We start from the raw sequence: 24,975 nt of genomic DNA on the forward strand, positions 1-24,975 counted from the left end.
ATGATCACGGAATTCTCCGGCTCGGTCTGGAGAATTCTGTTTCGCTCTCGCGCAGACGCACCGCTGGCCCCTGCCCGCGCGCCCGAGGGCCGATTCCATCATTCCGGCCAGTTCGCACTTTATGCCTCGCTGAGTGCCGAAGGGGCCGGGATCGCCATTCGACGCTATGTTCAGGCCAGCGACCCGGCGCGGATTATTCGGCGGTTCCAGGTCTCTGGTGCTCGGATGATGGATCTTCGCGGACGTCCCGAGGTGTCGGTGGTCTGGCAGGACGCGTGGGATCTTGGGCATCCCTCTCCAACATGGCGATATTCCGACCGGGCCCGCGCGCAAGGCGCGGACGGGTTGCTCTACAGCTCACGGTCCCGCCCCGACCTCAGCCATCTGGTACTGTTTGACGGGCGGCCCGGCCTGATCGCTCCCGCAGGCCCAGCCTGTGACTGGCTCCCTGAAAGGTGACGCGCGCCGCCTTGACCGCAAGGCAGCGCCCAGTCAGGATCGCCCAAGGCAAGGCGAAGAACGGGTGAGCTTTTGGATAACGCTCTTTGGCGCGGCGGGTGGATAAGCCGGCTCAGGATCGCAAGCGGTCTGGTGCTGTTCGTCTTTGCGTTTTTTCATTTCATCAATATCGGCCTGGGCCTGTTTGATACTCATCTGCTGCACGCGATGCAGGATGGGCGCAAAGCCGTTTCGCGGCATGATTTCATCAGTCTGGCCCTCTATGTCTCGCTGCTGGTCCATGCCGGGCTGGCACTGGTTTCGATCGCGCAGCGCCGCACCTTGCGGATGCCGCTCAGTGTGGCGTTGCAGGTGGTCCTGGGGCTGCTGATACCGCTGCAACTGATCGCGCACCTGATTCAGACCCGATATGCCCACGAAGTTTACGGGGTGAATGACGAGATGGGCTATATCATCCTTCTGATGTGGCCCAGCACCGCCATCTGGATGCAGAGCCTGCTGCTGTTGCTTGTCTGGGTGCATGGTTGCATCGGTCTGCATATGTGGCTGCGGATGACGCGATGGTGGCGCAGCGCAGCGCCCTATCTGATCGGTCTTGCGGTGTTTGTCCCCGGCTTCGCGCTGGCGGGTGTCCTGACCGAGGGGCGGCGCATCTGGGCTGATTTCGCCGATCCCGACCTGCGCGCGCAGTATATCGAGTACTACAACTGGCCCTCGCCCGAGGCGTTCCAGTCCATGTTCACCGTCAAGGACAATACGCTGATGGTGTTCTGGGCGGCTCTGGGGTTGACCGCCGTGATCTATCTGGGGCGCAAGCTGTGGCGGCGGCGACACTCGGTCCGCATCCGGTATGTAAACGGCCCCGAGGTGGTTTCGGAAAAGGGGATGACCCTGCTTGAGATGTCGCACGCCAACGGTATCCCACACACCGCCTTGTGCGGCGGTAAAGGCCGCTGCACCACCTGCCGGGTGATCGTCGCAGAGGGTGCCGACACCCTGCCCCCACCGACTGATATCGAGGCGCGCAGCCTCAGGGCTGTTGGTGCCCCCGAGGGAACAAGGTTGGCCTGCCAGATGCGCCCCACCGATCCGATGACGGTTTTTCGCGTCTTCCGCCCAGACGGTGCGCGCAACCGGGCCCATGCCAGTCAGGGGCAGGAACGGCAGTTGGCGGTCCTGTTTCTGGATATGCGCGGCTTTACAGCCCGAACCGCCGGGCAGTTGCCTTACGACATCGTCTTCTTACTGAACCGCTTTTTTGATGCAATCGTGCCCGCAATCACCGCACAGGGCGGTATTGTCGACAAATATATGGGCGACGGCCTGCTGGCGATGTTTGAAACCGCTGATGCCGCAAGCTCGGCCCGCGCAGGGCTGAATGCGGCGGCCGATGTGGGCCGCGCGCTGGAGCGTTTCAATCAGCAGCTTGAGGCCGAAGGCAGCCCGCCGATCCGCATTGGCATGGGGCTGCATCTGGGTGATCTGGTTCTGGGCGAGATCGGCGCGGCGAAACACGCCCCCCGTACGATCATTGGTGACGCCGTGAACGTCGCCAGCCGGCTGGAGGGCGAAACCAAGGCGCTGCGCGTCGAACTTCTGGTATCCGACGATGTCCTGCAGGCAGCGGGGCTGCAGTGTGACCCCGCTAAACTGTGCGATTTCCGGTTGCGCGGCGTCACCGCGCCCATCCCGGCCCTGCCGGTCGAGCGCGCCTCGGAGGTTGAACACCAGATCACACAGCAGGAACAGATCGCCTGAAAACGGGACCCTCGGCCGCCTCGATCAGGATTTTCGCCGCGATTGGATCGAGAAACTAGAACAGTTTTCCAATCGCAGGAAAAACCGCACATATCGTTCTTTGTTTCCGCCCACCTCTGGACTTCGCCTGCGGACCGGGGCAAATGCCCATGTAAACACCCCTGAAACACAAGCAAAACACAACCGCTCCAAGAGTTTTCCGATGACGATGCTAGCCAATCTGGCCCCGATCCCCGAACTATATGTCTCATACGAGTCCGCCCAGAAACTGAAGGTCGAGGCCGCCGACCTGACCAGTTGGGACCTCAGCCCGCGTCAGATCTGCGATCTGGACCTGCTGATGAACGGCGGTTTCAACCCGCTCAAAGGGTTCCTGTCTCAGGCCGACTACGACAACGTAGTCGACAACATGCGCTTGGCCGACGGTACGCTGTGGCCGATGCCGATCACGCTGGATGTCAGTGAGGATTTTGCCGAGACGATCGAACTGGGTCAGGACATCGCTCTGCGCGACCAAGAGGGCGTGATCCTTGGCACCATGACCGTGACCGACCGCTGGACCCCCGACAAGGCGCGCGAGGCCGAAAAGGTCTTTGGCGCCGACGATCAGGCCCATCCGGCGGTGAACTATCTGCACAACGTTGCAGGCAAGGTTTATTTGGGCGGCCCTGTGGTCGGCATCCAGCAACCCGTTCACTATGACTTCCGCGGGCGCCGCGACACGCCGAACGAGTTGCGCGCGTACTTCCGCAAGCTGGGTTGGCGTCGCATCGTCGCCTTCCAGACTCGCAACCCGCTGCACCGCGCGCATCAGGAGCTGACCTTCCGCGCTGCCAAGGAATCCCAGGCCAACCTGCTAATCCACCCGGTTGTCGGCATGACCAAACCCGGTGACGTGGACCATTTCACCCGCGTGCGCTGCTATGAGGCAGTGCTTGACAAATACCCCGCCTCGACCACCTCGATGTCGCTGCTGAACCTGGCGATGCGCATGGCGGGCCCGCGTGAGGCGGTCTGGCACGGGTTGATCCGCGCAAATCACGGCTGCACCCACTTCATCGTGGGTCGCGATCATGCCGGCCCGGGCAAAAACTCGGCCGGGGAAGATTTCTATGGCCCCTACGACGCGCAGGACCTGTTCCGCCAGTTCCAGGACGAGATCGGCGTTGAGATGGTTGATTTCAAACATATGGTCTATGTGCAGGAACGTGCGCAGTATGAACCGAATGACGAAATTCTCGACAAAGAGAACGTGACGATCCTGAACATCTCGGGCACCGAACTGCGACGCCGCCTGTCGGAAGGTCTGGAAATTCCCGAATGGTTCAGCTTCCCCGAAGTTGTGGCCGAGTTGCGCAAGACTAAACCACCGCGCAGCCAGCAGGGCTTTACTGTTTTCTTCACGGGTTTCTCGGGCAGCGGCAAATCCACCATCGCCAACGCGCTGATGGTCAAGCTTATGGAGATGGGCGGTCGTCCCGTAACGCTGCTGGATGGCGATATCGTGCGGAAAAACCTGTCCTCGGAACTGGGCTTTTCGAAAGAGCATCGCGATCTGAACATCCGCCGCATTGGTTACGTCGCTTCCGAGATCACCAAGAATGGCGGCATCGCCATCTGCGCGCCCATCGCGCCCTATGGCACAACCCGCCGCGCCGTTCGGGAAGAGATCGAACAGTTCGGGGCCTTCTGCGAAGTCCACGTCGCCACCAGCATCGAAGAATGCGAACGCCGTGACCGCAAAGGGCTGTACAAGCTGGCGCGCGAAGGCAAGATCAAGGAATTTACCGGAATCTCAGACCCCTATGATGTGCCGGAAAACCCCGAACTGCGGGTCGAGACCGAGAATGTCGAGGTCGACAACTGCGCCCATCAGGTGCTGCTGAAACTGGAAAGCATGGGCCTGATCGCGGCATCCTGATCGCCAAATACGCAAAAACAGCAAAGGCCCGCGGAGTTCCGTGGGCCTTTTCATTTCACATATCCGGGGCGTTCAGTCTGGCAGACAGACCTCTCCGCGCATCAGGACATATCCGCGCCCTGCAACCCTGACCCCTGTGATCCCATCCCGCGGCCCCACGCGCGAGACGATCGCCTGCCCGGGGCGGCCCATATCATGCCCCTGCTCGGCGACGAACCTGTCCTTGCCCATCAGACCGTGTTTCCAAAGATAGGCCGCCATCGCGCCAGTGGCGGACCCAGTGAACGGGTCCTCGGGCGGGCTGGGCGGTGCCATCAACAGGCGCGAAAATGTGTCGCCCGTCGCGGTTACGCCCTGAAGGGTAACCAGAAACGGCTCGGCCATGTCATTGCCGGAAAAACCGGCTTTTTCGGTGATTTGACCAAGCACCGAGGTATCCAACCGTGCAGCGCGCAACGCTGTGTGATCGCGCAGGACAGTTATGCAGAAGGGCAGCCCGGTCGACACAAATTGCGGCGGGCTGATTATATCCTCTGGCGACAGGCTGACGGCTGCGGCGACCAGATCAACGGGAACATGATCGCCAAATTGCGGCGCGACCTGCGTCATCTCGATCTCATCGCCGTTGAGCTGGATCGACACAACGCCCGCCCCGGTCTCTAACGTCAGAGCGTCGCCCTGAAACAGACCGCGTGATCGCATTGCGGCGACGGTGGCAATGGTCGGATGCCCGGCAAACGGGATTTCTCGGCTGGCAAGGTAGTAACGAACCCGGATATCGGCCACATCGGACGGCCCGGTGAAGGTGCATTCCGCCAATGAGGTTTCACGGACATAAGCCATGCAAACCTCGTCCGAGAGCCCCGCACCGCCAAACACGACGGCGCATCCATTGCCGCCAAAGGGGCGGTCGGAAAAGGCATCGACCCAATCGAATTCATACCAGCCCATGCGCGTCCTCCAACAAAAAAAGCGTCGCCGCATGTTTCACCGGCAACGCATCAATTGTCACGTCATTTAGGCTGAACGCGGGGCCGTCTAGTGTACGGCCACCGGTGACAGATCATGTTCACGCGCCAGCACAAAAGCCAGCTTGCGGTCGGCAACAAGCGCCAGTTGCTGCCCGTCGGAATCGTGAACCGCATAGAGCTGGTCCAGATCACCCGCTTGCTCGCGCAGATCGCGCGGCAGGTCGGCCACTTCGACGGTTTTCACATAAACGATCCGATCCCCTTCGGCGTTGATCTCAATTGGCGTATTCATAGCTCTTACCCCTTCTTGATGTTGATCGTTTGCACCACGGTTTCCGGCACGGCGCGGGTCAGGTCCACATGCAGCAAACCGTTTTCCATGATCGCCTCGCCCACCTCGACCCCGTCAGCCAGCACGAACATGCGCTGGAACTGGCGTGCCGCGATGCCGCGGTGCAGGAAGATGCGCCCCTCGCTGTCGTCGCGTTGACGGCCCCGGATCACCAGTTGGCGATCCTCGATGGTTATCGACAGGTCCTCTTCCGCGAACCCGGCCACGGCCAGGGTGATGCGATAGGAAAAATCCGAGGTCTGCTCGATATTATAGGGCGGGTAGCCTTCATTACCGGCCTTTGCAGACCGTTCCAGAAGACGTTCCAACTGCTCGAACCCCAAAAGATGCGGGTATGAGCCCAAGGTAAGTTTCGACACGTATTTTCGTCCTTCATTGTCAAAGCGACGTATTCTGCGGCCCCATCATCGGCAACCGCGTGGTATAGAATATGGGAAGATACAGGGATGTCCACAAGGGCTGGCCGGATAAACCCTGACACACTATCTTGTGCAACAAGCACTACTTGAAACACTGAGTCGCCCATGAACGCGCCCACCGATCTTTCGATGAAAACCGACGAAGTCCTGCGTGTGGAACTGGAGGTTTTTCGCCGCCAACACCGCGATCTGGACGAAGCGATTGCGGCCTTGCATGACAAGAGCACGGCGGATCAGCTGACCCTGAAGCGGTTGAAAAAAGAGAAACTGCGGCTCAAGGACATTATCCGCCTGATCGAAGACCGTCTGACCCCCGATATCATCGCCTGACGCATTGCCTCGGAACCGGATTTGGCTATAGTGCGCGCTCTTTCCGAAGGCAGGGGCAAGACGGATGAGCGACGTCAAAGTAGGGATCATCATGGGCAGCGAGTCGGATTGGCCCACGATGAAAGAGGCAGCCGATATTCTGGATGAATTGGGCGTGGCTTACGAGGCGCGCATCGTATCCGCGCATCGGACACCCGACCGCTTGTGGGACTATGGCAAGACTGCAGTTTCACGCGGTTTGCAGGTGATCATCGCCGGAGCCGGAGGGGCCGCGCATCTGCCTGGAATGATGGCATCGAAAACACGGGTGCCGGTGATCGGCGTACCGGTGCAGACGCGGGCGCTGTCGGGCGTGGATTCGCTCTATTCCATCGTGCAGATGCCCAAGGGCTTTCCGGTCGCGACCATGGCCATCGGATCAGCCGGTGGGGCGAATGCTGGCCTGATGGCGGCGGGCATCCTGGCGTTGCAGGACGTGGCCCTGGCCGACCGGCTGGAGGCCTGGCGCGAGGCCCTGTCAGCCTCGATCCCCGAGGAACCACAGGGATGAGTCGTATCGGCCTGATCGGCACCGGCCACATCGCGGCTCCGATCGCACGGCTGATGGCTGCAAAAGGTCATGACATCCATGTCACCGAGCGCAATGCAGAGGTCTCGTCGGCCCTGCAGGCAGAGCTTGGGGGCGGTGTCGGCACCCCTCAGCAGGTAATCGACGCCTCGGATATCGTTTTCCTCTGCCTGCGGCCTCAGGTTGCAGCAGATGTGCTGACCCCGCTGACCTTTCGCGCGGATCAGCAGATCGTTTCGGTGATGGCCGCGGTGTCAGAGGCGCAGCTTTCAACCCTCTGCGCACCTGCGTCGGATTTCGTTCAGACCATTCCACTTGGCTTTTTGCAGAGCGGTGGTTGCCCTCTGGCCGCCTATGGCAATGATCACCTGCTGGCCGATCTTTTTGAACCCGAAAACCCCGTGGTGAGGGTCGCGGATGAGGCGGCCTTGAACGCCCATTTTGCCATCTGCGCCATGGTGCCCGGCCTGCTGGACCTGATGGCGACAGGGGCCGACTGGCTGGCCAGTCAGACCGGCGACAAGGACGGGGCGGAGTTTTATACCACGCAGCTTATGTCGGGCTTTCTGGCGACAATGCATAAGGGGCAAGCTGGTCAGTTGGCAAAGGAACGCGACGCGCTGGCGACCGAGGGCACGCTGAGCCTTCAGATGACGGATACCCTGCAGTCCGAGGGGGCGCATGATTCGTTGCGCGCCGCTCTGACCGCGATTGGCAAACGATTGGAGACGTGACGATGGCAGATATGCTCACCCCCGGCGCAACGATCGGGATCTTGGGCGGTGGTCAGCTCGGTCGGATGCTGTCAGTTGCGGCGGCCCGGCTGGGGTTCAAGACCCATATTTTTGAGCCCGGCGCCAACCCGCCCGCCGGGCAGGTGGCCGATCGCGTCACAACCGCTGCCTATGATGATGCGCAGGCGCTGAAAACCTTCGCGGATGCGGTCGATGTCATCACCTATGAGTTCGAGAACATCCCGACGCAGGCGCTGGACATCCTTGAGGCACACCGCCCGATCCGCCCCGGACGCGAGGCCCTGCGGGTCAGTCAGGACCGGCTGACGGAGAAAAACTTCCTGCAAGGGCTGGGTCTGAAGACCGCCCCGTTTGCCGACATCACGGATCTGGACAGTCTGCGGATTGCGGTCGAAGAGATCGGCACACCCGCCATCCTGAAGACCCGGCGTTTCGGCTATGACGGCAAGGGGCAGGCACGGTTGCACGCGCCTGAGGATGCCGAAACTGCACTGGCCGATATGGCTGGCGCGCCTGCGGTTCTTGAGGGGTTTGTGGAGTTCACCCATGAGGTCTCGGTCATCGCGGCCCGGGGGTTGGACGGTCAGGTGGCCTGTTTCGATCCCGGCGAAAACGTGCATCGGGACGGGATTCTGCACACAACCACGGTTCCGGCGCGCCTGTCTCCGGCGCAACGGACCGATGCGGTGCTGCTGGCAGCCAACATCCTGAACGCGCTGGATTATGTCGGCGTCATGGGGGTTGAGCTATTCGTCACACCGCAGGGCCTGATCGTGAACGAGATCGCACCACGGGTGCATAACTCGGGCCATTGGACGCAGAATGGTTGCGCCGTGGACCAGTTCGAGCAGCATATCCGCGCCGTCGCGGGTTGGCCTTTGGGCGACGGGCAGCGGCATACCGACGTGGTGATGGAAAACCTGATCGGTCACGATATGGACCGCGTGCCTGATCTGGCGCGCGAGCGCGACGTGGCGCTGCATCTCTATGGCAAGGCCGAGGTCAAGGCGGGCCGGAAGATGGGGCATTTTAACCGGGTTTTGCGCTGAGAGATCGCGCTGGCGCGCGATGCCTCCGGCGGAAGTATTTTTGAACAGAAGAAGAACTGGCGCGCTCAGGCCAAGAAGCGCGTCGCGATATCGCCGGACATATAGCTGACGCGGCCTGCGGCCAGCGTTGCGGCGACGCGGTGGGTGGTGGCGTCGAGGATCACCAGATCGGCGCGTTTTCCTTCGGCCAGCGTGCCCCGGTCGGCCAGCCCCAACACACGAGCCGGACCAGACGAGACCAGCGCCCAGGCACCTGTCATATCCAGAAGGCCCGTTTTCGCCAGCATCAGCGCGGCGCGGCGCGGGCTCGGGTAATGATAGTCCGAGGCCAGCGCATCGCACAGCCCCATTGCAATTAGGTCCAGCGCGCTGGCGTTCCCCTTGTGCGAGCCTCCGCGTACGGCATTCGGCGCGCCAAGAATGATGTGATCTCCGGCGGCCCGGGCGGCCTCGGCGGCTTCGAGCGTTTCGGGAAACTCTGCGATCGATGCGCCGCGCTGCCGCCACCATGCGCGGGTTTCAGCGGTGGCATCGTCATGGCTGCCCATACGGACGCCCTGCCGGGACAGGTCCGCACACAGCGCCGTAAGCGCGGACGGAACTTCGACCTTGCGCGCGTGCATGGCCTGTAACATCGCAAGATGCGCCTCGGGGCTGCGCCCCGCCTTCAGCGCCTGCCCGGTCAGGCGGGGCGGTGTGCGACCTTGCGCCAGCCGGTCATGCGGCAGGTGGTCGTTGAAGACCACGTAAGGTATCTGCCAGTTGGCCACGCGGTCGGGCAGGCCCTGGTAGTCGTCCAGCATATGGGTTTCAAACCGCAACTGCGGGATCAGGTCGGTCACAACGTCGTCTTTGACCGAGGCGATAGCATCAAAAACCTGACCGGCGAAATCCGGGCCGCGCACGCCGCCCTCCCAACTGTAGAACTGCGCCAGAATAGCCGTCGTAATTCCATTGGCAGCCAGTTCCGCCTCGACAGCCAGAATTCCCTGATCCATCTGCTTCATGGCCCCGCGACGGGGTGCGATGTGGCGTTCAAAGCCGTCCCCGTGCAGGTCGACGATGCCGGGCAGAACGATGTAGCCTGACAAATCGATCTTCCGATTTGCCCGTTCAGTCCTGATGGTGCCGTCGGCGATGGTCAGGTCGGTATTGGTCATCCCCCGATCCGGCAACAGAATCTCTGCCCCGGTGAAGGTCAGTTCCAGTCTGCTCATTGCGAGGGCTCCGACGCGGGTTCCGAGCAGTCCTGCCCGATGCAGATCTGGTCAATGATATCCTGCACCCCATCGAGCCACGTGATCTCGGGGTCGAACCGGCCGAATTCGATGAAATGAAGGGTCTGCGCCATGACCTGGGGGTTGTTCATCATGAACGTGTGCGTCACCGGCAGCACGATATGGTCCGCCATGCCCTCGACCTTGGTCGTCTCGACCGAGACCTTTCCGTCATCCGGGCCATCAATCAGCGATGAAAACAGCGGGTTCAGAGAGTTTTCGCCCGCGATCACGCCCAGTTCGAAATCCACCGGCGGCAGCTTGCGCGGAATGCCCTCGGGGCCGGTGCCCAGCGCCAGCCCGGCCGGGCCGTTCAACAGGCCGAACACCTCCCACGCGCCCAACTCGTCGACCAGTTGGCTGCCCTGGTTGGGCGGGCCCAACATGACGACGCGACCCAGGTTCTCGGGGTGGTGTTCTTGCAACCAATAGCGCAGCAGGACGCCGCCCATCGAATGCGCCACCACGTTCACCGTCTCATCGCCGCAGGCTGCGAAGGCGTCCGGCAGGGTCTGGTTGGCGAGATCCGGGATCGGCAGATCGGTCGACGGATAACCGGGGCGCACAACCGAATACCCATGGGCCTTGAACAGCTGATCCATGACGGAAAAGGACGCCTCGGTACGGGCAAGCCCATGCAGCAGGATCACGCATTTGGCCTGCGCTGCGGCAGGGACGAGGAATAGGATCAGGGCGAACAGAAGTCTCATGCGCGCCAGATAAGGCCTATCGCCGCGCGATGAAAGCCCCCGGGCGTAGCACGGCCAGCGCAATCCCGCCCAGAACCAGCCCCGCACCTAGCAACAGCCTCAGACTGGCCGTCTCACCCAAAAGCGCGACGCCGGCGGCGATGGCGATAACCGGCACGCTTAGCTGCACAACCGCGGCGACAGCGGGTGTCAGCCGGGGCAGAACCCGGTACCAAAGCGCATAACCCAGCCCCGAAGTCACGCCGCCCGACAAAGCAGCCAACATATACCCCGCGCCTGTCATGTGCCAATCGCCCACCATTGCGAACAAGACCAGCGCTGTGGCTGGCAACGCCACGACAAAATTGGCCGCAGTCCCGGCCAGAGCATCCGGCTCGGACCTTCCAACTAACGAATAGACGGCCCACCCAACCCCGGCAGTCGTCATGAACACGGCCCCCACCGGATTAACCTGAACCGTGCCCGACGGCCACAGGACATAGGTCAATCCCGCCAGAGCAATCCCCGCCCCCGCCAGTTGACGACCGGTCGGGGCAGTGCCGCGCAAGGCGGTCGCCGCGAACATGGTGATCTGCACCACTCCGAACAGGATCAACGCCCCCAGCCCGGCATCCAGCGTCAGATACGCCACCGAAAACCCGATCATATAGAGAGACAAAGCCCCAGCCCCCACAACCCGTCGCCTGTCGCGCAGCGGCATGGCCCCGCCCCGCGCAAAAACCAGGGCCGCCAGTACCAACGCTCCCGAGGCCACCCGCACCACCGCAAAACCGGCTGGATCGCTGGCACCGCTGTCAATCGCCAGCCGGTTCAGAATCGAATTCGCCGCAAAGGCGCACATGGTCAGGGCGGTCAGCAGAAACAGTCGCATATCAACGGCATAGCGATTTCAACCGAGTTTGCACACTCACTTTCCTGCAGGCAGAAACACTCCGACCTTCTTCTGTTCAAAAATACTTCCGCCGGAGGCATGGCCGCGCAGCGGCCATTCCAAACGAAACGGGGCCGCCCGAAGGCGACCCCATCCGTAAGCACAAAGGGCTTAAGCAGCTTACATCATGCCGCCCATGCCGCCCATGTCGGGCATGCCACCGGCAGGTGCCGCGCCTTCTTTGGCGGGCTTGTCGGCAACCATCGCTTCGGTGGTGACCAGCAGGCCAGCAACCGACGCCGCGTCTTCCAGAGCGGTACGGACAACTTTGGCCGGATCGATCACGCCGAACGAGAACATATCACCATATTCTTCGGTCTGCGCGTTGAAGCCAAAGGCAGCGTCAGCGGATTCGCGGACCTTGCCCGCAACAACCGCACCGTCAACACCTGCGTTCTCGGCAATCTGACGCAGAGGCGATTCGATTGCTTTACGAACGATGTTGATACCAGCGTTCTGGTCGGGGTTTGCACCTTCCAGAGTTTCCAGCGCTTTACCGGCCTGAACCAGCGCAACACCACCGCCCACAACGACACCTTCCTGCACAGCAGCGCGGGTCGCGTTCAGAGCATCGTCCACACGGTCCTTACGCTCTTTCACTTCAACTTCGGTCATGCCGCCGACGCGGATAACAGCAACACCGCCTGCCAGTTTGGCAACGCGTTCTTGCAGCTTTTCACGGTCGTAGTCCGACGAGGTTTCTTCGATCTGAGTGCGGATCTGAGCAACACGTGCTTCGATCTCGGCCTTCTCGCCAGCACCGTCGACGATGGTGGTTTCGTCTTTGGTGATTTCAATTTTCTTGGCGGTACCCAGCATGTCCATGGTGACGGACTCGAGCTTCATGCCCAGATCTTCGCTGATGACCTGACCACCGGTCAGGATTGCGATGTCTTGCAGCATGGCTTTGCGGCGATCGCCGAAGCCCGGTGCTTTGACAGCAGCAATTTTCAGGCCGCCGCGCAGTTTGTTGACAACCAGAGTCGCCAGCGCTTCGCCTTCAACGTCTTCTGCGATGATCAGCAGAGGCTTCTGCGATTGGATCACCTGCTCGAGCAGCGGAACCATCGGCTGCAGCGAGGACAGTTTCTTTTCGTGCAGCAGGATCATGCAGTCATCGAGCTCTGCGATCATCTTGTCTGCATTGGTGACGAAGTAAGGCGACAGGTAGCCACGGTCGAACTGCATACCTTCGACAACATCGGTCTCGGTCTCCAGACCTTTGTTTTCTTCGACGGTAATAACGCCTTCGTTGCCAACCTTCTGCATCGCGTCTGCGATCTGCTGGCCAATCTCGGCTTCGCCGTTGGCCGAGATGGTGCCGACCTGTGCAACTTCTGCCGAGTCTTTGACTTCGCGCGAGGCGTCTTTGATGCCTTCGACAATCTTGGCAGTTGCCAGGTCGATGCCGCGCTTCAGGTCCATCGGGTTCAGGCCAGCTGCAACCTGCTTGAGACCTTCGCGAACGATGGCTTGTGCCAGAACGGTCGCGGTGGTGGTGCCGTCACCGGCTTCGTCATTGGTGCGGCTGGCGACTTCTTTCACCATCTGCGCGCCCATGTTTTCGAACTTGTCTTCCAGTTCGATTTCCTTGGCAACCGAAACACCGTCTTTGGTGATGCGCGGTGCGCCGAAGGATTTGTCCAGAACCACGTTGCGGCCTTTGGGGCCCAGGGTCACTTTGACAGCGTCGGCCAGGATGTTCACGCCTGACAGCATACGGTTACGGGCATCGGTGTCGAATTTGACGTCCTTAGCAGCCATATTGTCTCTCCTTGAGAAAATGTAGTGAAATGAAGATCAGAGGAAGCGCGCGGCTTACTCGATGATCCCCATAATGTCGCTTTCTTTCATCATCAGCAGCTCTTCGCCGCCAACCTGAACCTCGGTGCCCGACCATTTGCCGAACAGGATCTTGTCGCCAGCTTTTACAGCCATTGCGATCAGCTCGCCGCTGTCCTTGCGCGCGCCTTCGCCGGTTGCAACAACCTCGCCTTCGCTGGGCTTTTCTTTTGCGCTATCGGGAATGATCAGCCCGCCTGCGGTTTTTTCGTCGCTTTCGGTACGGCGAACCAGCACGCGGTCATGAAGCGGTTTCAATGCCATCTTTGCAGCTCCTTGGGCTCAAAGTTTGTTAATCCTCCCCTCGCCGACCGGCGAGGCGTTAGCACTCATGCTTATCGAGTGATAACGCCGCATAGCTAGGGAGTCCAAATCCCCGAGTCAACAAGCTGTGAAGGATTTTTCCGGCCTTGGGCCTCAATCAGGCTGATCCCAGCTATAGGCCCAGTGCTTCAGGCCCTCCTGCCCGGCTTCGGTCAGGCAATAGACACCCTTGTCGACCTTGTCGAACCAACCATAGTGATTGTCATACATCACCCGGGTTGCTGTACTTACACCTGTGGCATGTGCGACCGCAGCGCCCTTGGTCGCGCCGTGCTCGGCCAGATGCGCGGCACATTTCAGCGCATCCTGACGGTAGGCGGTCACGATCCCATGCCGGGTCGCGCCACCTGCATTCGGATCGCCCTGCAGCCGCTCAAACTCGCGCAGCAGGCGCATGGTTCGGGTCTTGCTTTTGCGCGGCGCGTAAGGCCCCGGATCGCATTGCACCTCGACCACGCCATCTGCGCGCACGGTGATCAGCCCCAGACCCAACCGGCGGCAGAGTGCCAGATTGTCCTTCAACGCCCGACGCGCGCTGCGCCCCGTGGGTTTGCATACCCCAAGATAAACCTGATCGGTAACTTTCAGCCGCGTAATCGCCTGATGAAACAGCGCGAGACTGAACCGTAGTTTGAGTTCGACGATGACCGGATCTGCACCATCGCGCATAGCTACGATGTCAGCGGCGCCAACCTCACCCTTAACGGTATAGCCCTGCCGTTCCAGCAGGGCTTTGATCGGGGGGTATAGGTCCTGCTCGCGTTTCATGCCGCCATGCTATGCGGTTTCACACGGATTGCCAGCCGTCAGACACAAAGATAAGCCTTGTGCCAGACGCTTGCCCCACGAAAGAGACCCAATGCGCCTTATCAGCCTTTGCCTCGGCCTTCTGCTACCCCTCGCCGCCCACGCCGCTTGCGACGGGCGCGACCTGAGGCTGGACCTATCGCCCGAGATCAGGGCCGAACTGGACCAGACCGTCAGCGCAATTCCCTTCCCTGAAGGCAATCACTGGATTGCGCGAAAGGGCGAAACGGTTCTGCATCTGATCGGAACCCTGCACACCAATGACCCGCGCATGGGGGCGGTGATCGACCGGCTCACCCCGACCCTCAGCACCACCGATGCCTTCTATTTCGAAGTCACACAGGCCGAGATGGATGCGTTCGAGCGTGATCTGGCCAATGATTTCAGCCCGGTTCTGATCACCTCGGGGCCCACGCTGATTGACCTGATGCCCGAGGAAGACTGGGCCGCGCTCTCTGCCACGCTGGCCGAACGGGGCATCCCGGGCTGGATGGCCGCCAAGATGCGCCCGTGGTTCCTAAGCATGATGCTGGGCATCCCGCCTTGCCTGATGGACACGCCCGATTTCGACCGCGGTATGGACACCCGCCTGACCGAACTGGCCGAACAGCACGACATTCCGCAATTCTCGCTTGAGCGTATCGACGACCTGATCGCCATGTTCGACAGTCACTCGCTTGAGGAACAGGTGGCCTCGCTGACCAGACTGGCCGGCGCATTGCAGGCCGGCGATGATCAGATGATCACCATGGCCAACACATATCTCGACGAACAACACGCCCTGATCATCGAGCTTGCCAAGCTGCAGGGCCTTGAGGCATCCGGGTTAACGCCCGAAGAATTTGACGCCGAATGGCAAAGCTTCGAAGATCAGCTCTTGGTGCAACGCAACGCCAATTGGATGAAGAAGATTCTGGGCCTGAAAGATCAGACAGTCGTGATCGCGGTCGGAGCCGGGCATCTTAACAATGAGTACGGGTTGCTGAACCAGTTGCAGAACGCCGGATACACGTTGGAACGCGCCCCGTTCTAAGATTTCAGACCAAGGGTCGCAGCAGGTCGGCTTGCGGGTGACAAGCACGATTGACCGCCCTATAAGGCGCGCAAATCCACATTCCTTCAAGGCGCAGACATGACAATCCAAGTTCTTGGTCACAAATCCCCTGACACCGACTCGACCGGCTCGCCCATCCTCTGGGCCTGGTACCTGAACGAGATCAAAGGCGAGGCAGCCACTCCGGTTCTGTTGGGTGAGCCCAACACCGAAGCCAACTTCATGCTGCAACGCTGGGACCTGCCCAAGCCGCAGATCATCGAAGACGTGGCCGAGGGCGCTCCGGTTGTCATCGTCGACACCAACAACCCCGCGGAACTGCCAGCCAGCATCAACAGTGCCGATATCCGCGCCATCATCGACCACCACAAGCTGGTCGGCGGCCTGGAAACCAAAGGCCCGATTGATATCACTGTGCGCCCCTTGGCCTGCACGGCAACAATCATGATCGACCTGATCGGTGAGGATGCAGCCAAGATGCCCGACGCCGTCAAAGGCGCCGCCCTGACCTGCATCCTGTCGGACACTCTGGAATTCCGCTCACCCACCACCACCGCGCATGATCGCGCCGTGGCCGAGAAACTGGCCGCCGATCTGGGACTGGACGTCTCCTCCTATGCTGCGGATATGTTCGCAGCAAAGTCTGACGTGTCCTCCTTTTCGGACGCCGAACTGATCCGTATGGACAGCAAGGAATACGAGGTCGACGGCACCAAATTCCGCGTCTCGGTACTGGAAACCACCGCACCGGGCGTCGTGCTGGACCGCAAGGACAGCCTCGCTGCGTCGATGGTTGACGTTGCTGCGGAGGACGGCGTGGATCAGGTCCTGCTGTTTGTCGTAGACATCCTGAACGAAGAAGCCACCTTGCTGGTGCCCAACGATCTGGTGAAAGGCGTCGCCGAAAAGAGCTTTGGCGCATCCGTCGAGGGCGACGCCGTCGTCCTGCCCGGCATCATGAGCCGGAAAAAGCAGATTATCCCGAACCTCAAAGTTTGATCCCAATCCCAAAGGCGTCCCAGGCGGACGCCTTTTCTATTTGCGAGGCTCTGCCTCGCGCTCCGGGATATTTATAGCCAGATGAAGGACGGATCCCCTGCTTCATCTGGCCCTAAATATCCCGGGGGAGACGCGGCTTGCCGCGTCGGGGGCAGAGCCCCCTCTGGCCAAACGGGGCAGGCTCTGCCATAGGCTTGGATATCTCGCAGCCAATGTCACATGAGGGGCCTATGACCCGGATCATCTCTTCCCTTGCCGAAATTTCAAACAACTACAAAGCGCTATTCGTCGATCTTTGGGGCTGTGTTCACAACGGTATCACGGCATATCCTGAAGCCGTTGCCGCCTTGCAAGCATATCGGCACTCGGGCGGAATTGCCGTGCTGGTGACGAACTCTCCGAAGCCGCGCGCAGGAGTGGCCGAACAGCTTGCGCAGTTCGGCGTCCCCAAGGATGCCTATGACACGATTGCAACCAGCGGCGACTCGGCGCGGTCGGCGATGTTTCGAGGGGCGGTGGGCGAGAAGGTCTACTTCATGGGCGAGTGGCAGCGCGACGCAGGTTTCTTTGAACCCCTGAAAATTCTGGATCATCCAATTCACATCGAGCGCGTGCCACTGGATGAGGCAGAAGGCATCGTGTGCTGCGGCCCGTTTGATCCGATGGCCGATCCGGCGGTGAACCGGCCCGACTTTCTGTATGCCAAGCAAAAGGGCATGAAACTGCTCTGCGCCAACCCCGACATTGTCGTGGACCGGGGCGAGACCCGGGAATGGTGTGCGGGGGCGCTGGCGCGGCTCTATACGGATATGGGCGGTGAAAGCCTGTATTTCGGCAAACCCCACCCTCCGATCTATGATCTGGCGCGTCGCAGGCTGACGGCGCTTGGCGTCGATATCGGTGATTCCGAGATTCTGGCCATCGGGGACGGCCCCCAAACCGATATCACGGGCGGGATGGGCGAAGGGATTGACACCCTGTTCATCACCGGCGGGCTGGCGGCAGCAGAGACCAAGACGTCGCACCACCCGGATGAGGACGCGCTAAGACACCACAATGAAAAGGAAAATATCAGTCCAACCTTTTCAATCGGCAGGTTACGCTAGTCAGAAAAAACTTGATTTTCTGCAGTTGCGAAGCAATAAAGTTGCCGAAGGGTGACTTTTGATGGTCTTTTGTTGCCCGCAAGATCTCAAACGAGGGAAGCATGTTGGACAACCTTCCGCGCGGAACGATTTGTATCGAAGACATCGAAATGGGCATGTCCCGACACCTGCGCAAGGTGGTGACGGACGAGGATATTGAGATGTTTGCCCAGGTCTCAACGGACCGCAATCCGGTGCATCTGGACGATGATTATGCCCGAGATACGATTTTTGAGGGCCGGATCGCGCACGGCATGCTGACTGCGGGACTGATCTCGGCCGTCATCGGCGAGCAGCTGCCCGGTCATGGTACCGTCTATATGGGGCAGTCGCTTAAATTCCTCGCCCCGGTGCGCCCCGGGGACATGGTCTATGCCGAGGTCAAGGTGATCAACATCGACTTTGCCAAACGCCGCGTGAAACTGGATTGCCACTGCGCCGTCGATGGCAAGAAGGTATTAGTAGGCGAGGCGATGGTGCTGGCCCCAAGCCGCAAGTTCGACTGATCTCGCAGCCACCCCCGATCTGCAGCTTGAACCTGCCGTGCAGTCCCGCTAGGCAATCTTCATGCAGATCATACGTGACTTTCAGTTTGTCGAGCCGGAAGACCAGGGTGCCAGCGTCGCCATCGGGAATTTTGACGGGGTTCATCTTGGGCATCAGTCGGTCATTGAACTGGCGCGCAGGGCAGACCTCCGGGCCCCGCTGGGCGTTCTGACCTTTGAGCCGCATCCGCGTGAATATTTCGCGCCGGACGCCCCGCCCTTTCGTCTGATGCGCGGTAATGCCCGCGCGCACCGGCTGCAGAAACTGGGTGTTCGGAAGCTCTATGAACTGCCATTCAACGCGGCTTTGGCTGGGCTAACGCCCGAGGAATTTGCGCGCAACGTGATTTGCGACGGGCTGGGATTGGCGCATGTGGTTGTTGGGGCCGATTTCTGCTTTGGCAAAGGGCGCAGCGGCACGCCTGAGGACCTGCAACGGTTCGGTGAAAGGATGGGCTTTGGTGTCACGATTGCACCGCTGATGGAACGGTCGGAGAATGTGGTCTCGTCCACCGCGATCCGGACAGCCTTGTCTGAAGGCCGACCGCGCGATGCCGCCACGATGCTGGGTCACTGGCACCGAATTGAAGGTGAAGTCGTGGGTGGCGAACAGCGTGGCCGCGAGTTTGGCTTTCCGACCGCCAATATGTCCATCGAAGGGCTGCATCCGCCCAAATTCGGCGTTTATGCCGTGCTGGTGGACGTTCTGGATGGCCCGCATCGGGGCAGTTATCATGGTGCCGCCTCGGTCGGGACACGCCCGATGTTCCATGGCGAAATCCCCAATATCGAAACGTTCCTGTTCGATTTCTCCGGCGACCTTTATGGCGCGACGCTCTCGGTGGCTCTGGTGGACTATCTGCGCCCTGAGATGACGTTCCACGATCTTGATGGGCTTATTGCACAGATGAACGAAGATTGCGCCCGCGCCCGCGCGCTTTTGGCGGCCCAATGACCAAAGACCCCATCGACCGCGGCGGGCTGGCCCCGCGCTTCTGGGAGCGTAAGCCGCTGCAGAAGATGAACCCGCGAGAGTGGGAGGCGCTGTGTGATGGGTGCGGCAAATGCTGCCTGAACAAGCTAGAAGATGAGGACACGGGCGAGGTTGCCCTGACCTGTGTCGCCTGCCGCCTGCTGGATGACGAAAGCTGCCGCTGCACTCAGTATGACATCCGGCATCAATTCGTACCCGAATGCATCGTGATGCGCCCCGACAACATCGACAACCACGCCTATTGGCTGCCACAGACCTGCGCCTATCGGCTGTTGTGGGAGGGTAAGCCTCTTTACGACTGGCATCCGTTGATATCTGGTACGCCGGACAGCGTTCATGCCGCTGGCGTATCCGTGCAGGGGCGCACCGTGTCTGAATTCGAGACCCCCATGGAAGAATGGGAAGATTACATCATCGAGGAGCCGAGCTGATGCATTTTGCCTCTGACAATTCCGGGCCCGTTCACCCCGAAGTTCTGGTTGCGCTGGCCGAGGCCAATGAGGGCTATCAAATGGCCTATGGCGCGGATGTGCTGATGAACGAGGTGCGTGATCGGATACGGGGGCTCTTTGAGGCCCCCGGCGCGGCGGTGTATCTGGTGGCGACAGGAACGGCGGCAAATTCGCTGGCTTTGGCCACGCTATCACAGCCATGGGAGACTGTGTTCTGCTCTCCGGTCGCGCATATCCACGAAGATGAATGCAATGCGCCCGAGTTCTACAGCGGGGCGAAGCTGACCCTTGTACCCGGCGGCGACAAGATGACACCCAACGCGTTGCGCCGATCCATCGAGGGCGAAGAGACCCGAGGTGTGCATGGCCCGCAACGCGGCCCGGTTTCGATCACGCAGGTGACCGAGCGCGGGTCGGTATACACGCTGGAAGAACTGCAGGCGCTGTGCGGGGTGGCCAAGAAATTCTCGCTTCCCGTTCATATGGATGGGGCACGGTTCACCAATGCCCTGGTCGCGTTGAACTGCTCTCCGGCCGAGATGACGTGGAAATCCGGTGTTGATGCGGTCAGTTTCGGCGGCACCAAGAACGGATTGATGGGGGTCGAGGCGGTTGTGTTTTTTGACGAAAGCAGGGCCTGGGAGTTTGAATTGCGCCGCAAACGCGGAGCGCATCTGTTTTCCAAGCACCGCTATCTGTCTGCGCAAATGGCGGCCTATCTGCGGGACGATCTGTGGCGGCGCTCGGCGCGGCAGGCGAATGCCAGCTGCGCCCGTTTGGCAGAGGGTTTGCGCGCGGTCGGGGCAAGTTTCCTGCACGAGCCGCAGGCTAACATAATCTTTGTCCGCTTCCCTCGCCGTCTGCATCGCAAGCTGCATGAGGCAGGCGCGGTTTATCACCTGTGGGGCGATACGCTGGATGGTCCGGACGAGGATGAGATGCTGGCATGCCGTCTGGTTTGCGACTGGTCTACGCCGGCAGATCAGGTCGATCGGTTTTTGTCCTTGCTTTAGGCGATTGGGGGCTCTGCCCCCGGCCCAGCCCTGCGGGCTGGGCTCCCCCGGGATATTTCTGGCCAGATGAAGCAGGGGATCTGCTCTAGTCTCTGAGCGTTGCGAGGTGGCGGTCGAGGTCGTCCAGGCGGTCCTGCCCCCAGAACCTCTGATCATCGGGCGTGATATAGAAGGGGGCGCCGAATACGCCGCGGTCTACGGCTTCTTCGAGATTGGCCGAATAGGTCTCAGCGCCAGTGAGCAGGCCGCTGTCAGCCAGGTTCAGGTCAAACCCGGCCCGGGCCAGGCAATCACGGATCACGCTGTCCTCGGCGATGTCTTTCTCTTCTGCCCAGCAGGCGCGCAGGAAGGAATGACAGAGCTGTCCCACATCGCCCGACCCGTCCTGAATGGCCGCGATGATCGCATAAGACGAGGGCGCGGCGTTGGTTGGCCAATGCGCAGGCTGCAGGTTGAAAGCCATCCCCAGATTTTCTGACCGACGCAGCAGTTCCTGTGCGCGGTATTCGATGCGCGATATATGGCGATCCTTGGGCGGGGTGCCCCCGGTCCGGCTGAACAATCCCATGATGTCCAGCGGCTTGTAGTTGATCGTCGCCCCGTGTTTGGCCGCGACCTCCTCTAGCCGCGTGCCCGCCAGGTATGTGAAGGGCGATAGTGTCGCAAAAAAGTAGTCAATCTGGGTCATCTGCACTTTCTCCGCTGCGTTGCCTTTGCGGGACTGTAGACCCGTGCTAAGCGGTGTGACCATCACGAATCTGTCATATTGCCATTGCTGCCCGGGGATAATCAGCCGATGCCGACACTTCACGAACCCAAGCTTATCGCTGGGAACGCCAATCTTCCGCTTGCCGAAACCATTGCCCGCCGCATGAGCCTGCACCGCGGCGTCGATCAGGGTCTGGTCGATGCCCGGGTCGAACGCTTCAATGATGGCGAGATTTTCGTCGAGGTTTTCGAGAACGTACGCGGTGAGGATATGTTCATCATCCAACCGACCTCGAACCCGGCCAATGACAACCTGATGGAGTTGCTGATCATCGCCGACGCCCTGCGCCGGTCCTCAGCGCAGCGGATCACGGCAGTGATCCCCTATTTCGGCTATGCCCGTCAGGATCGCCGCACTAAAGCCCGCACGCCCATCAGCGCCAAGCTGGTGGCCAACATGCTGACCGGTGCAGGGATTGAACGTATTCTGACCATGGACCTGCACGCGGCCCAAATTCAGGGCTTCTTCGATATGCCGGTCGACAACCTCTATGCTTCACCGATTTTTGCGCTGGATGTGAAGAAGCAGTTCAAGGATCAGATGGATGATCTGATGGTGGTCTCGCCCGATGTCGGCGGCGTGGCGCGCGCGCGGGAACTGGCCAAGCGCATCAACGCCCCGCTGTCGATTGTTGACAAGCGCCGCGAGAAAGCGGGCGAAGTGGCCGAAATGACCGTCATCGGGGATGTGAAAGGCAAGATCTGCCTGATCGTCGATGACATCTGCGATACCGCGGGGACGCTGTGCAAAGCAGCTCAGGTGCTGGTCGACAATGGTGCGAAAGAGGTGCATTCATATATCACCCATGGCGTCATGAGTGGCCCTGCAGTTGAACGCGTGACGAAGTCCGTGATGAAATCTCTGGTTCTTGCCGACACGATCCAGCCAACGCCCGAGGTGGCAAAAGCCCCCAATATCCGCATCGTTCCGACCGCGCCGATCTTTACCCAGGCGATTCTCAATATCTGGAACGGCACAAGTGTCTCATCGCTGTTCGAGGATAAGACGCTGACGCCGATCTATGAGTCGCTCTACCATATGGACTAATCCAGAGCGGGCGTCTCGCGCCCTGCCCTAAGATAGTTTCCAAATCGCAGAGCTATCTGCACAGCGGGCCTGAAACTTTGAAAGTTTCAGGCTCGGTTTCTTTTCAAGAAACCGTTTACCGTCGATCCCGGAAATTATCAGAAAACATCGGCTGTCTTGCGGTGTAACCGGGTTAGGAAATCACCCAGTCATCCTCATGAGCCAGTTCACCGATTGCCGTCCAGGCAACCCGGATGCGCGCAATCCGCGTGTCGGACCACGTACGAAATACGGCGTCAAAGCCAAGCGACGTGATGTTCTCAGCCTGTATCTCGGAACGCATGGCCGAGGATGTATCTACATCCCAGAGCGACACACCGATCTGCACAACCGGAACCGACCGGAACGCCTCGCTGAAACGAATGGTCGAACGCCGCTCACGCGGTCCGTCACCGGTCCACATTTCCCCGCCATCGACGAAATCCGAGAATAGGACAGTCTCGCCCTGATCAATTCCGATGGGATGGGTGTGAAACTTCTTCATTTTGTCGTCTTTTCATTCAATTCCGGCAGCTTACCCCGCGCCTTTGACAAAATCACGACAAAAAAACGGCCCCGCAATGCAGGGCCGTTTCGGATTGATTAAACTGAACCCTTACAGGCTCATATGTGTCCCAAGGGCTTCCATGTCGGCCAACAGTTTGGCGGCATCGTCGACGATGGACTGATCTTCGCTCGCCTTTGCCGCTTCGTGCGAAGCGCGGGCCTCGGAGATCAGGTCGTCCAGATGAGACCGGGTCACTTCACCAACCGGTATGGCCTTTTCAGCCAGAACCGACAGGCTGTCGCCGTTGATCTGGGCAAACCCGCCGGTGACCAGGTATTCGCTGGACCCTGCGGGTGCCTCGACCTTGAGCAGACCGGGGCGCAGCGTTGTGATGGTGGGGGCATGATCGGGCATCGCCGTCATGTCCCCGTCCGCGCCGGGAATCTGGACCGCGGTGGCCTCAAGCGAAGCTAGGCTTCGCTCGGGGCTGACGAGGTCGAATTGCATCGTGTTTGCCATCAGGTGTGCTCCTTAGGCGGCTTCTGCGGCCATCTTTTCCGCTTTGGCGATCACGTCGTCGATACCGCCAACCATCAGGAAGGCCGCCTCGGGCAGGTGATCGTATTCGCCGGCCACAACGGCCTTGAACGACGAGATGGTGACATCCAGAGCAACCTGAACGCCGGGCGAACCGGTGAAGACCTCGGCCACGTCGAACGGCTGCGACAGGAAGCGTTCGATCTTACGGGCACGGGCCACGGTCAGTTTGTCTTCTTCCGACAGTTCGTCCATGCCGAGGATGGCGATGATGTCCTGCAGCGACTTGTAGCGCTGGAGGATCTGCTGAACGTCGGTCGCAACCTTGTAGTGCTCTTCGCCAACGATGGCCGGGTCAAGCAGACGCGAGGTCGAGTCGAGCGGGTCAACGGCGGGGTAGATACCCTTTTCCGAGATCGCACGGTTCAGAACGGTGGTCGCGTCGAGGTGCGCAAACGAGGTCGCAGGCGCAGGGTCGGTCAGGTCGTCCGCAGGAACATAGATCGCCTGCACCGAGGTGATCGAGCCCGCTTTGGTCGAGGTGATGCGTTCCTGCAGGGCGCCCATGTCAGTGGCCAGCGTCGGCTGATAGCCCACAGCCGAAGGAATACGACCCAGCAGAGCCGAAACCTCGGAACCCGCCTGCGTGAAGCGGAAGATGTTGTCGACGAAGAACAGAACGTCGGTACCGGACTGGTCGCGGAACTGCTCGGCCAGGGTCAGGCCGGTCAGAGCAACACGCGCACGTGCTCCCGGAGGTTCGTTCATCTGACCGTAAACCAGGGCCACTTGGCTTTCCGACAGGTTGTCGGGCTTGATCACGTTCGATTCGATCATTTCCCAGTACAGGTCGTTGCCTTCACGGGTCCGTTCACCAACACCCGCGAACACCGAGAAGCCCGAGTGCACTTTTGCGATGTTGTTGATCAGTTCCATGATCAGAACGGTTTTACCAACGCCGGCACCGCCGAATAGGCCGATCTTACCGCCTTTTGCGTAGGGGGCCAGCAGGTCAACAACCTTGATGCCGGTCACCAGGATCTCGGACTCGGTCGACTGTTCGTCGAACTCGGGGGCGTCCTGGTGGATGGCGCGGGTCTCGGTTGCCTCAACCGGGCCCTTTTCGTCGATCGGCTCACCAACCACGTTCAGGATGCGGCCCAGGGTGGCGTTACCAACCGGAACCGAGATCGGTGCACCGGTGTCGGTGACGGCCTCGCCGCGGACCAGACCTTCGGTCGCGTCCATCGCGATGGTACGGACGGTGTTTTCACCCAGGTGCTGAGCAACTTCCAACACCAGGCGCTTGCCGTTGTTGGTGGTTTCCAGCGCGTTCAGAATTTCAGGCAGCGCGTCGTCGAACTGCACGTCGACGACGGCCCCGATGATCTGTGTGACTTTGCCTTTTGCATTCGCCATGT

Annotated in this window: 28 protein-coding genes; 15 read left to right on the forward strand and 13 right to left on the reverse strand. The window is 60.5% G+C overall.

What is annotated here, in order from left to right; translation table 11 throughout:
* The 3 genes from ACR0J1_RS05280 (at position 1) to ACR0J1_RS05290 (ending at position 4,138) form a co-directional block, all read left to right on the forward strand.
* Entirely contained in the window at positions 1 to 459 is a 459-nt protein-coding gene (locus ACR0J1_RS05280; protein ID WP_480731156.1) for an RES family NAD+ phosphorylase, read from the forward strand.
* Between the two features lie 72 nt (positions 460 to 531).
* The gene (locus tag ACR0J1_RS05285) at positions 532 to 2,217 is read left to right on the forward strand and encodes an adenylate/guanylate cyclase domain-containing protein (protein ID WP_480731158.1); all 1,686 of its coding nucleotides are present in this window, start codon (positions 532 to 534) and stop codon (positions 2,215 to 2,217) included.
* Positions 2,218 to 2,419: 202 nt separating this feature from the next.
* Entirely contained in the window at positions 2,420 to 4,138 is a 1,719-nt protein-coding gene (locus ACR0J1_RS05290; protein WP_480731160.1) for a bifunctional sulfate adenylyltransferase/adenylylsulfate kinase, read from the forward strand.
* Positions 4,139 to 4,210: 72 nt separating this feature from the next.
* Here the strand turns inward: ACR0J1_RS05290 and ACR0J1_RS05295 are convergent, their stop codons facing one another.
* The 3 genes from ACR0J1_RS05295 to ACR0J1_RS05305 all read right to left on the reverse strand — a co-directional run bounded on the left by ACR0J1_RS05295 (position 4,211) and on the right by ACR0J1_RS05305 (position 5,820).
* Complete coding sequence (locus ACR0J1_RS05295; RefSeq protein ID WP_480731161.1) at positions 4,211 to 5,089, reverse strand: PhzF family phenazine biosynthesis protein; 879 nt, start codon at positions 5,087 to 5,089, stop codon at positions 4,211 to 4,213.
* An 87-nt stretch (positions 5,090 to 5,176) separates the two neighbouring features.
* Complete coding sequence (locus tag ACR0J1_RS05300; RefSeq protein WP_480470554.1) at positions 5,177 to 5,401, reverse strand: DUF1150 family protein; 225 nt, start codon at positions 5,399 to 5,401, stop codon at positions 5,177 to 5,179.
* Positions 5,402 to 5,406: 5 nt separating this feature from the next.
* The gene (locus ACR0J1_RS05305) at positions 5,407 to 5,820 is read right to left on the reverse strand and encodes an Hsp20 family protein (RefSeq protein WP_010441788.1); all 414 of its coding nucleotides are present in this window, start codon (positions 5,818 to 5,820) and stop codon (positions 5,407 to 5,409) included.
* A gap of 165 nt (positions 5,821 to 5,985) precedes the next feature.
* On the opposite strand from ACR0J1_RS05305, the gene ACR0J1_RS05310 reads away from it, so the two are divergent.
* The 4 genes from ACR0J1_RS05310 to ACR0J1_RS05325 all read left to right on the forward strand — a co-directional run bounded on the left by ACR0J1_RS05310 (position 5,986) and on the right by ACR0J1_RS05325 (position 8,582).
* Entirely contained in the window at positions 5,986 to 6,210 is a 225-nt protein-coding gene (locus ACR0J1_RS05310; RefSeq protein ID WP_480731163.1) for a YdcH family protein, read from the forward strand.
* A 64-nt stretch (positions 6,211 to 6,274) separates the two neighbouring features.
* The gene (gene purE / locus ACR0J1_RS05315) at positions 6,275 to 6,760 is read left to right on the forward strand and encodes a 5-(carboxyamino)imidazole ribonucleotide mutase (RefSeq protein ID WP_480731164.1); all 486 of its coding nucleotides are present in this window, start codon (positions 6,275 to 6,277) and stop codon (positions 6,758 to 6,760) included.
* Positions 6,757 to 7,512, forward strand: coding sequence for an NAD(P)-binding domain-containing protein (locus ACR0J1_RS05320; protein ID WP_480731166.1), 756 nt, complete (start codon positions 6,757 to 6,759; stop codon positions 7,510 to 7,512). Before purE ends, ACR0J1_RS05320 begins: the two co-directional genes overlap by 4 nt.
* A 2-nt stretch (positions 7,513 to 7,514) precedes the next feature.
* Positions 7,515 to 8,582, forward strand: a complete 1,068-nt coding sequence (locus ACR0J1_RS05325; RefSeq protein WP_480731167.1) for a 5-(carboxyamino)imidazole ribonucleotide synthase — start codon at positions 7,515 to 7,517, stop codon at positions 8,580 to 8,582.
* Between the two features lie 65 nt (positions 8,583 to 8,647).
* On the opposite strand, the gene ACR0J1_RS05330 is transcribed toward ACR0J1_RS05325, so the two are convergent.
* From ACR0J1_RS05330 to ACR0J1_RS05355, 6 genes are all read right to left on the reverse strand, one after another.
* Positions 8,648 to 9,799, reverse strand: coding sequence for an alpha-D-ribose 1-methylphosphonate 5-triphosphate diphosphatase (locus ACR0J1_RS05330; protein ID WP_480731169.1), 1,152 nt, complete (start codon positions 9,797 to 9,799; stop codon positions 8,648 to 8,650).
* Positions 9,796 to 10,569, reverse strand: coding sequence for an alpha/beta fold hydrolase (locus tag ACR0J1_RS05335; RefSeq protein ID WP_480731171.1), 774 nt, complete (start codon positions 10,567 to 10,569; stop codon positions 9,796 to 9,798). The genes ACR0J1_RS05330 and ACR0J1_RS05335 overlap by 4 nt, the downstream gene beginning before the upstream one ends.
* Before the next feature lie 16 nt (positions 10,570 to 10,585).
* Positions 10,586 to 11,440, reverse strand: a complete 855-nt coding sequence (locus tag ACR0J1_RS05340; RefSeq protein ID WP_480731173.1) for a DMT family transporter — start codon at positions 11,438 to 11,440, stop codon at positions 10,586 to 10,588.
* 180 nt (positions 11,441 to 11,620) lie between these two features.
* A complete protein-coding gene (groL, locus tag ACR0J1_RS05345; RefSeq protein WP_480731175.1) occupies positions 11,621 to 13,264 on the reverse strand; it encodes a chaperonin GroEL in 1,644 nt (547 codons plus the stop codon).
* Between the two features lie 54 nt (positions 13,265 to 13,318).
* A complete protein-coding gene (locus tag ACR0J1_RS05350) occupies positions 13,319 to 13,606 on the reverse strand; it encodes a co-chaperone GroES (RefSeq protein WP_480731177.1) in 288 nt (95 codons plus the stop codon).
* A gap of 153 nt (positions 13,607 to 13,759) precedes the next feature.
* Positions 13,760 to 14,434 (reverse strand): DUF2161 domain-containing phosphodiesterase, encoded by a 675-nt coding sequence (locus ACR0J1_RS05355; RefSeq protein WP_480731179.1) that lies wholly within the window; start codon positions 14,432 to 14,434, stop codon positions 13,760 to 13,762.
* Positions 14,435 to 14,525: 91 nt separating this feature from the next.
* Here ACR0J1_RS05355 and ACR0J1_RS05360 point away from each other — a divergent pair, with 91 nt between their 5' ends.
* The 7 genes from ACR0J1_RS05360 (at position 14,526) to ACR0J1_RS05390 (ending at position 20,675) form a co-directional block, all read left to right on the forward strand.
* A complete protein-coding gene (locus ACR0J1_RS05360) occupies positions 14,526 to 15,506 on the forward strand; it encodes a TraB/GumN family protein (protein WP_480731181.1) in 981 nt (326 codons plus the stop codon).
* 99 nt (positions 15,507 to 15,605) lie between these two features.
* The gene (locus tag ACR0J1_RS05365) at positions 15,606 to 16,526 is read left to right on the forward strand and encodes a manganese-dependent inorganic pyrophosphatase (RefSeq protein WP_480731183.1); all 921 of its coding nucleotides are present in this window, start codon (positions 15,606 to 15,608) and stop codon (positions 16,524 to 16,526) included.
* Positions 16,527 to 16,756: 230 nt separating this feature from the next.
* Positions 16,757 to 17,632: an HAD family hydrolase gene (locus ACR0J1_RS05370; protein ID WP_480731184.1), complete on the forward strand. Its 876-nt coding sequence runs from the start codon at positions 16,757 to 16,759 to the stop codon at positions 17,630 to 17,632.
* Positions 17,633 to 17,733: 101 nt separating this feature from the next.
* Positions 17,734 to 18,177, forward strand: a complete 444-nt coding sequence (locus tag ACR0J1_RS05375) for a MaoC family dehydratase (RefSeq protein ID WP_480731186.1) — start codon at positions 17,734 to 17,736, stop codon at positions 18,175 to 18,177.
* 61 nt (positions 18,178 to 18,238) lie between these two features.
* Positions 18,239 to 19,171 carry a bifunctional riboflavin kinase/FAD synthetase gene (locus ACR0J1_RS05380; RefSeq protein WP_480731187.1) on the forward strand — a complete coding sequence of 311 codons (933 nt, stop codon included), beginning with the start codon at positions 18,239 to 18,241 and terminating at the stop codon, positions 19,169 to 19,171.
* Positions 19,168 to 19,641 carry a YcgN family cysteine cluster protein gene (locus tag ACR0J1_RS05385; protein ID WP_480731189.1) on the forward strand — a complete coding sequence of 158 codons (474 nt, stop codon included), beginning with the start codon at positions 19,168 to 19,170 and terminating at the stop codon, positions 19,639 to 19,641. The genes ACR0J1_RS05380 and ACR0J1_RS05385 overlap by 4 nt, the downstream gene beginning before the upstream one ends.
* Positions 19,641 to 20,675: a threonine aldolase family protein gene (locus tag ACR0J1_RS05390; protein WP_480731191.1), complete on the forward strand. Its 1,035-nt coding sequence runs from the start codon at positions 19,641 to 19,643 to the stop codon at positions 20,673 to 20,675. The genes ACR0J1_RS05385 and ACR0J1_RS05390 overlap by 1 nt, the downstream gene beginning before the upstream one ends.
* Before the next feature lie 85 nt (positions 20,676 to 20,760).
* Here ACR0J1_RS05390 and ACR0J1_RS05395 read toward each other — a convergent pair whose 3' ends face one another.
* A complete protein-coding gene (locus tag ACR0J1_RS05395; protein WP_480731193.1) occupies positions 20,761 to 21,363 on the reverse strand; it encodes a DsbA family protein in 603 nt (200 codons plus the stop codon).
* A 108-nt stretch (positions 21,364 to 21,471) separates the two neighbouring features.
* Here ACR0J1_RS05395 and ACR0J1_RS05400 point away from each other — a divergent pair, with 108 nt between their 5' ends.
* Complete coding sequence (locus ACR0J1_RS05400) at positions 21,472 to 22,491, forward strand: ribose-phosphate pyrophosphokinase (RefSeq protein ID WP_480731194.1); 1,020 nt, start codon at positions 21,472 to 21,474, stop codon at positions 22,489 to 22,491.
* A gap of 172 nt (positions 22,492 to 22,663) precedes the next feature.
* Here the strand turns inward: ACR0J1_RS05400 and ACR0J1_RS05405 are convergent, their stop codons facing one another.
* From ACR0J1_RS05405 to atpD, 3 genes are all read right to left on the reverse strand, one after another.
* A complete protein-coding gene (locus ACR0J1_RS05405) occupies positions 22,664 to 23,014 on the reverse strand; it encodes an H-type lectin domain-containing protein (RefSeq protein ID WP_480731196.1) in 351 nt (116 codons plus the stop codon).
* A gap of 111 nt (positions 23,015 to 23,125) precedes the next feature.
* Positions 23,126 to 23,536 (reverse strand): F0F1 ATP synthase subunit epsilon, encoded by a 411-nt coding sequence (locus tag ACR0J1_RS05410; protein ID WP_480731198.1) that lies wholly within the window; start codon positions 23,534 to 23,536, stop codon positions 23,126 to 23,128.
* Positions 23,537 to 23,548: 12 nt separating this feature from the next.
* Complete coding sequence (gene atpD / locus ACR0J1_RS05415; RefSeq protein WP_480731200.1) at positions 23,549 to 24,973, reverse strand: F0F1 ATP synthase subunit beta; 1,425 nt, start codon at positions 24,971 to 24,973, stop codon at positions 23,549 to 23,551.
* Between the last annotated feature and the right edge of the window lie 2 nt (positions 24,974 to 24,975).

The organism is Ruegeria sp. CJ3 (assembly GCF_056536725.1).

Excerpts from the sequence above, each read along its gene's own strand:
- ACR0J1_RS05280 (WP_480731156.1), top strand. The coding sequence starts at position 1 with ATGATCACGGAATTCTCCGGCTCGGTCTGGAGAATTCTGTTTCGCTCT.
- ACR0J1_RS05290 (WP_480731160.1), top strand. The coding sequence starts at position 2,420 with ATGACGATGCTAGCCAATCTGGCCCCGATCCCCGAACTATATGTCTCA.
- ACR0J1_RS05295 (WP_480731161.1), bottom strand. The coding sequence starts at position 5,089 with ATGGGCTGGTATGAATTCGATTGGGTCGATGCCTTTTCCGACCGCCCC.
- ACR0J1_RS05300 (WP_480470554.1), bottom strand. The coding sequence starts at position 5,401 with ATGAATACGCCAATTGAGATCAACGCCGAAGGGGATCGGATCGTTTAT.
- ACR0J1_RS05310 (WP_480731163.1), top strand. The coding sequence starts at position 5,986 with ATGAACGCGCCCACCGATCTTTCGATGAAAACCGACGAAGTCCTGCGT.
- purE (WP_480731164.1), top strand. The coding sequence starts at position 6,275 with ATGAGCGACGTCAAAGTAGGGATCATCATGGGCAGCGAGTCGGATTGG.
- ACR0J1_RS05320 (WP_480731166.1), top strand. The coding sequence starts at position 6,757 with ATGAGTCGTATCGGCCTGATCGGCACCGGCCACATCGCGGCTCCGATC.
- ACR0J1_RS05325 (WP_480731167.1), top strand. The coding sequence starts at position 7,515 with ATGGCAGATATGCTCACCCCCGGCGCAACGATCGGGATCTTGGGCGGT.
- ACR0J1_RS05330 (WP_480731169.1), bottom strand. The coding sequence starts at position 9,799 with ATGAGCAGACTGGAACTGACCTTCACCGGGGCAGAGATTCTGTTGCCG.
- ACR0J1_RS05335 (WP_480731171.1), bottom strand. The coding sequence starts at position 10,569 with ATGAGACTTCTGTTCGCCCTGATCCTATTCCTCGTCCCTGCCGCAGCG.
- ACR0J1_RS05340 (WP_480731173.1), bottom strand. The coding sequence starts at position 11,440 with ATGCGACTGTTTCTGCTGACCGCCCTGACCATGTGCGCCTTTGCGGCG.
- groL (WP_480731175.1), bottom strand. The coding sequence starts at position 13,264 with ATGGCTGCTAAGGACGTCAAATTCGACACCGATGCCCGTAACCGTATG.
- ACR0J1_RS05350 (WP_480731177.1), bottom strand. The coding sequence starts at position 13,606 with ATGGCATTGAAACCGCTTCATGACCGCGTGCTGGTTCGCCGTACCGAA.
- ACR0J1_RS05355 (WP_480731179.1), bottom strand. The coding sequence starts at position 14,434 with ATGAAACGCGAGCAGGACCTATACCCCCCGATCAAAGCCCTGCTGGAA.
- ACR0J1_RS05360 (WP_480731181.1), top strand. The coding sequence starts at position 14,526 with ATGCGCCTTATCAGCCTTTGCCTCGGCCTTCTGCTACCCCTCGCCGCC.
- ACR0J1_RS05365 (WP_480731183.1), top strand. The coding sequence starts at position 15,606 with ATGACAATCCAAGTTCTTGGTCACAAATCCCCTGACACCGACTCGACC.
- ACR0J1_RS05370 (WP_480731184.1), top strand. The coding sequence starts at position 16,757 with ATGACCCGGATCATCTCTTCCCTTGCCGAAATTTCAAACAACTACAAA.
- ACR0J1_RS05375 (WP_480731186.1), top strand. The coding sequence starts at position 17,734 with ATGTTGGACAACCTTCCGCGCGGAACGATTTGTATCGAAGACATCGAA.
- ACR0J1_RS05380 (WP_480731187.1), top strand. The coding sequence starts at position 18,239 with ATGCAGATCATACGTGACTTTCAGTTTGTCGAGCCGGAAGACCAGGGT.
- ACR0J1_RS05385 (WP_480731189.1), top strand. The coding sequence starts at position 19,168 with ATGACCAAAGACCCCATCGACCGCGGCGGGCTGGCCCCGCGCTTCTGG.
- ACR0J1_RS05390 (WP_480731191.1), top strand. The coding sequence starts at position 19,641 with ATGCATTTTGCCTCTGACAATTCCGGGCCCGTTCACCCCGAAGTTCTG.
- ACR0J1_RS05395 (WP_480731193.1), bottom strand. The coding sequence starts at position 21,363 with ATGACCCAGATTGACTACTTTTTTGCGACACTATCGCCCTTCACATAC.
- ACR0J1_RS05400 (WP_480731194.1), top strand. The coding sequence starts at position 21,472 with ATGCCGACACTTCACGAACCCAAGCTTATCGCTGGGAACGCCAATCTT.
- ACR0J1_RS05405 (WP_480731196.1), bottom strand. The coding sequence starts at position 23,014 with ATGAAGAAGTTTCACACCCATCCCATCGGAATTGATCAGGGCGAGACT.
- ACR0J1_RS05410 (WP_480731198.1), bottom strand. The coding sequence starts at position 23,536 with ATGGCAAACACGATGCAATTCGACCTCGTCAGCCCCGAGCGAAGCCTA.
- atpD (WP_480731200.1), bottom strand. The coding sequence starts at position 24,973 with ATGGCGAATGCAAAAGGCAAAGTCACACAGATCATCGGGGCCGTCGTC.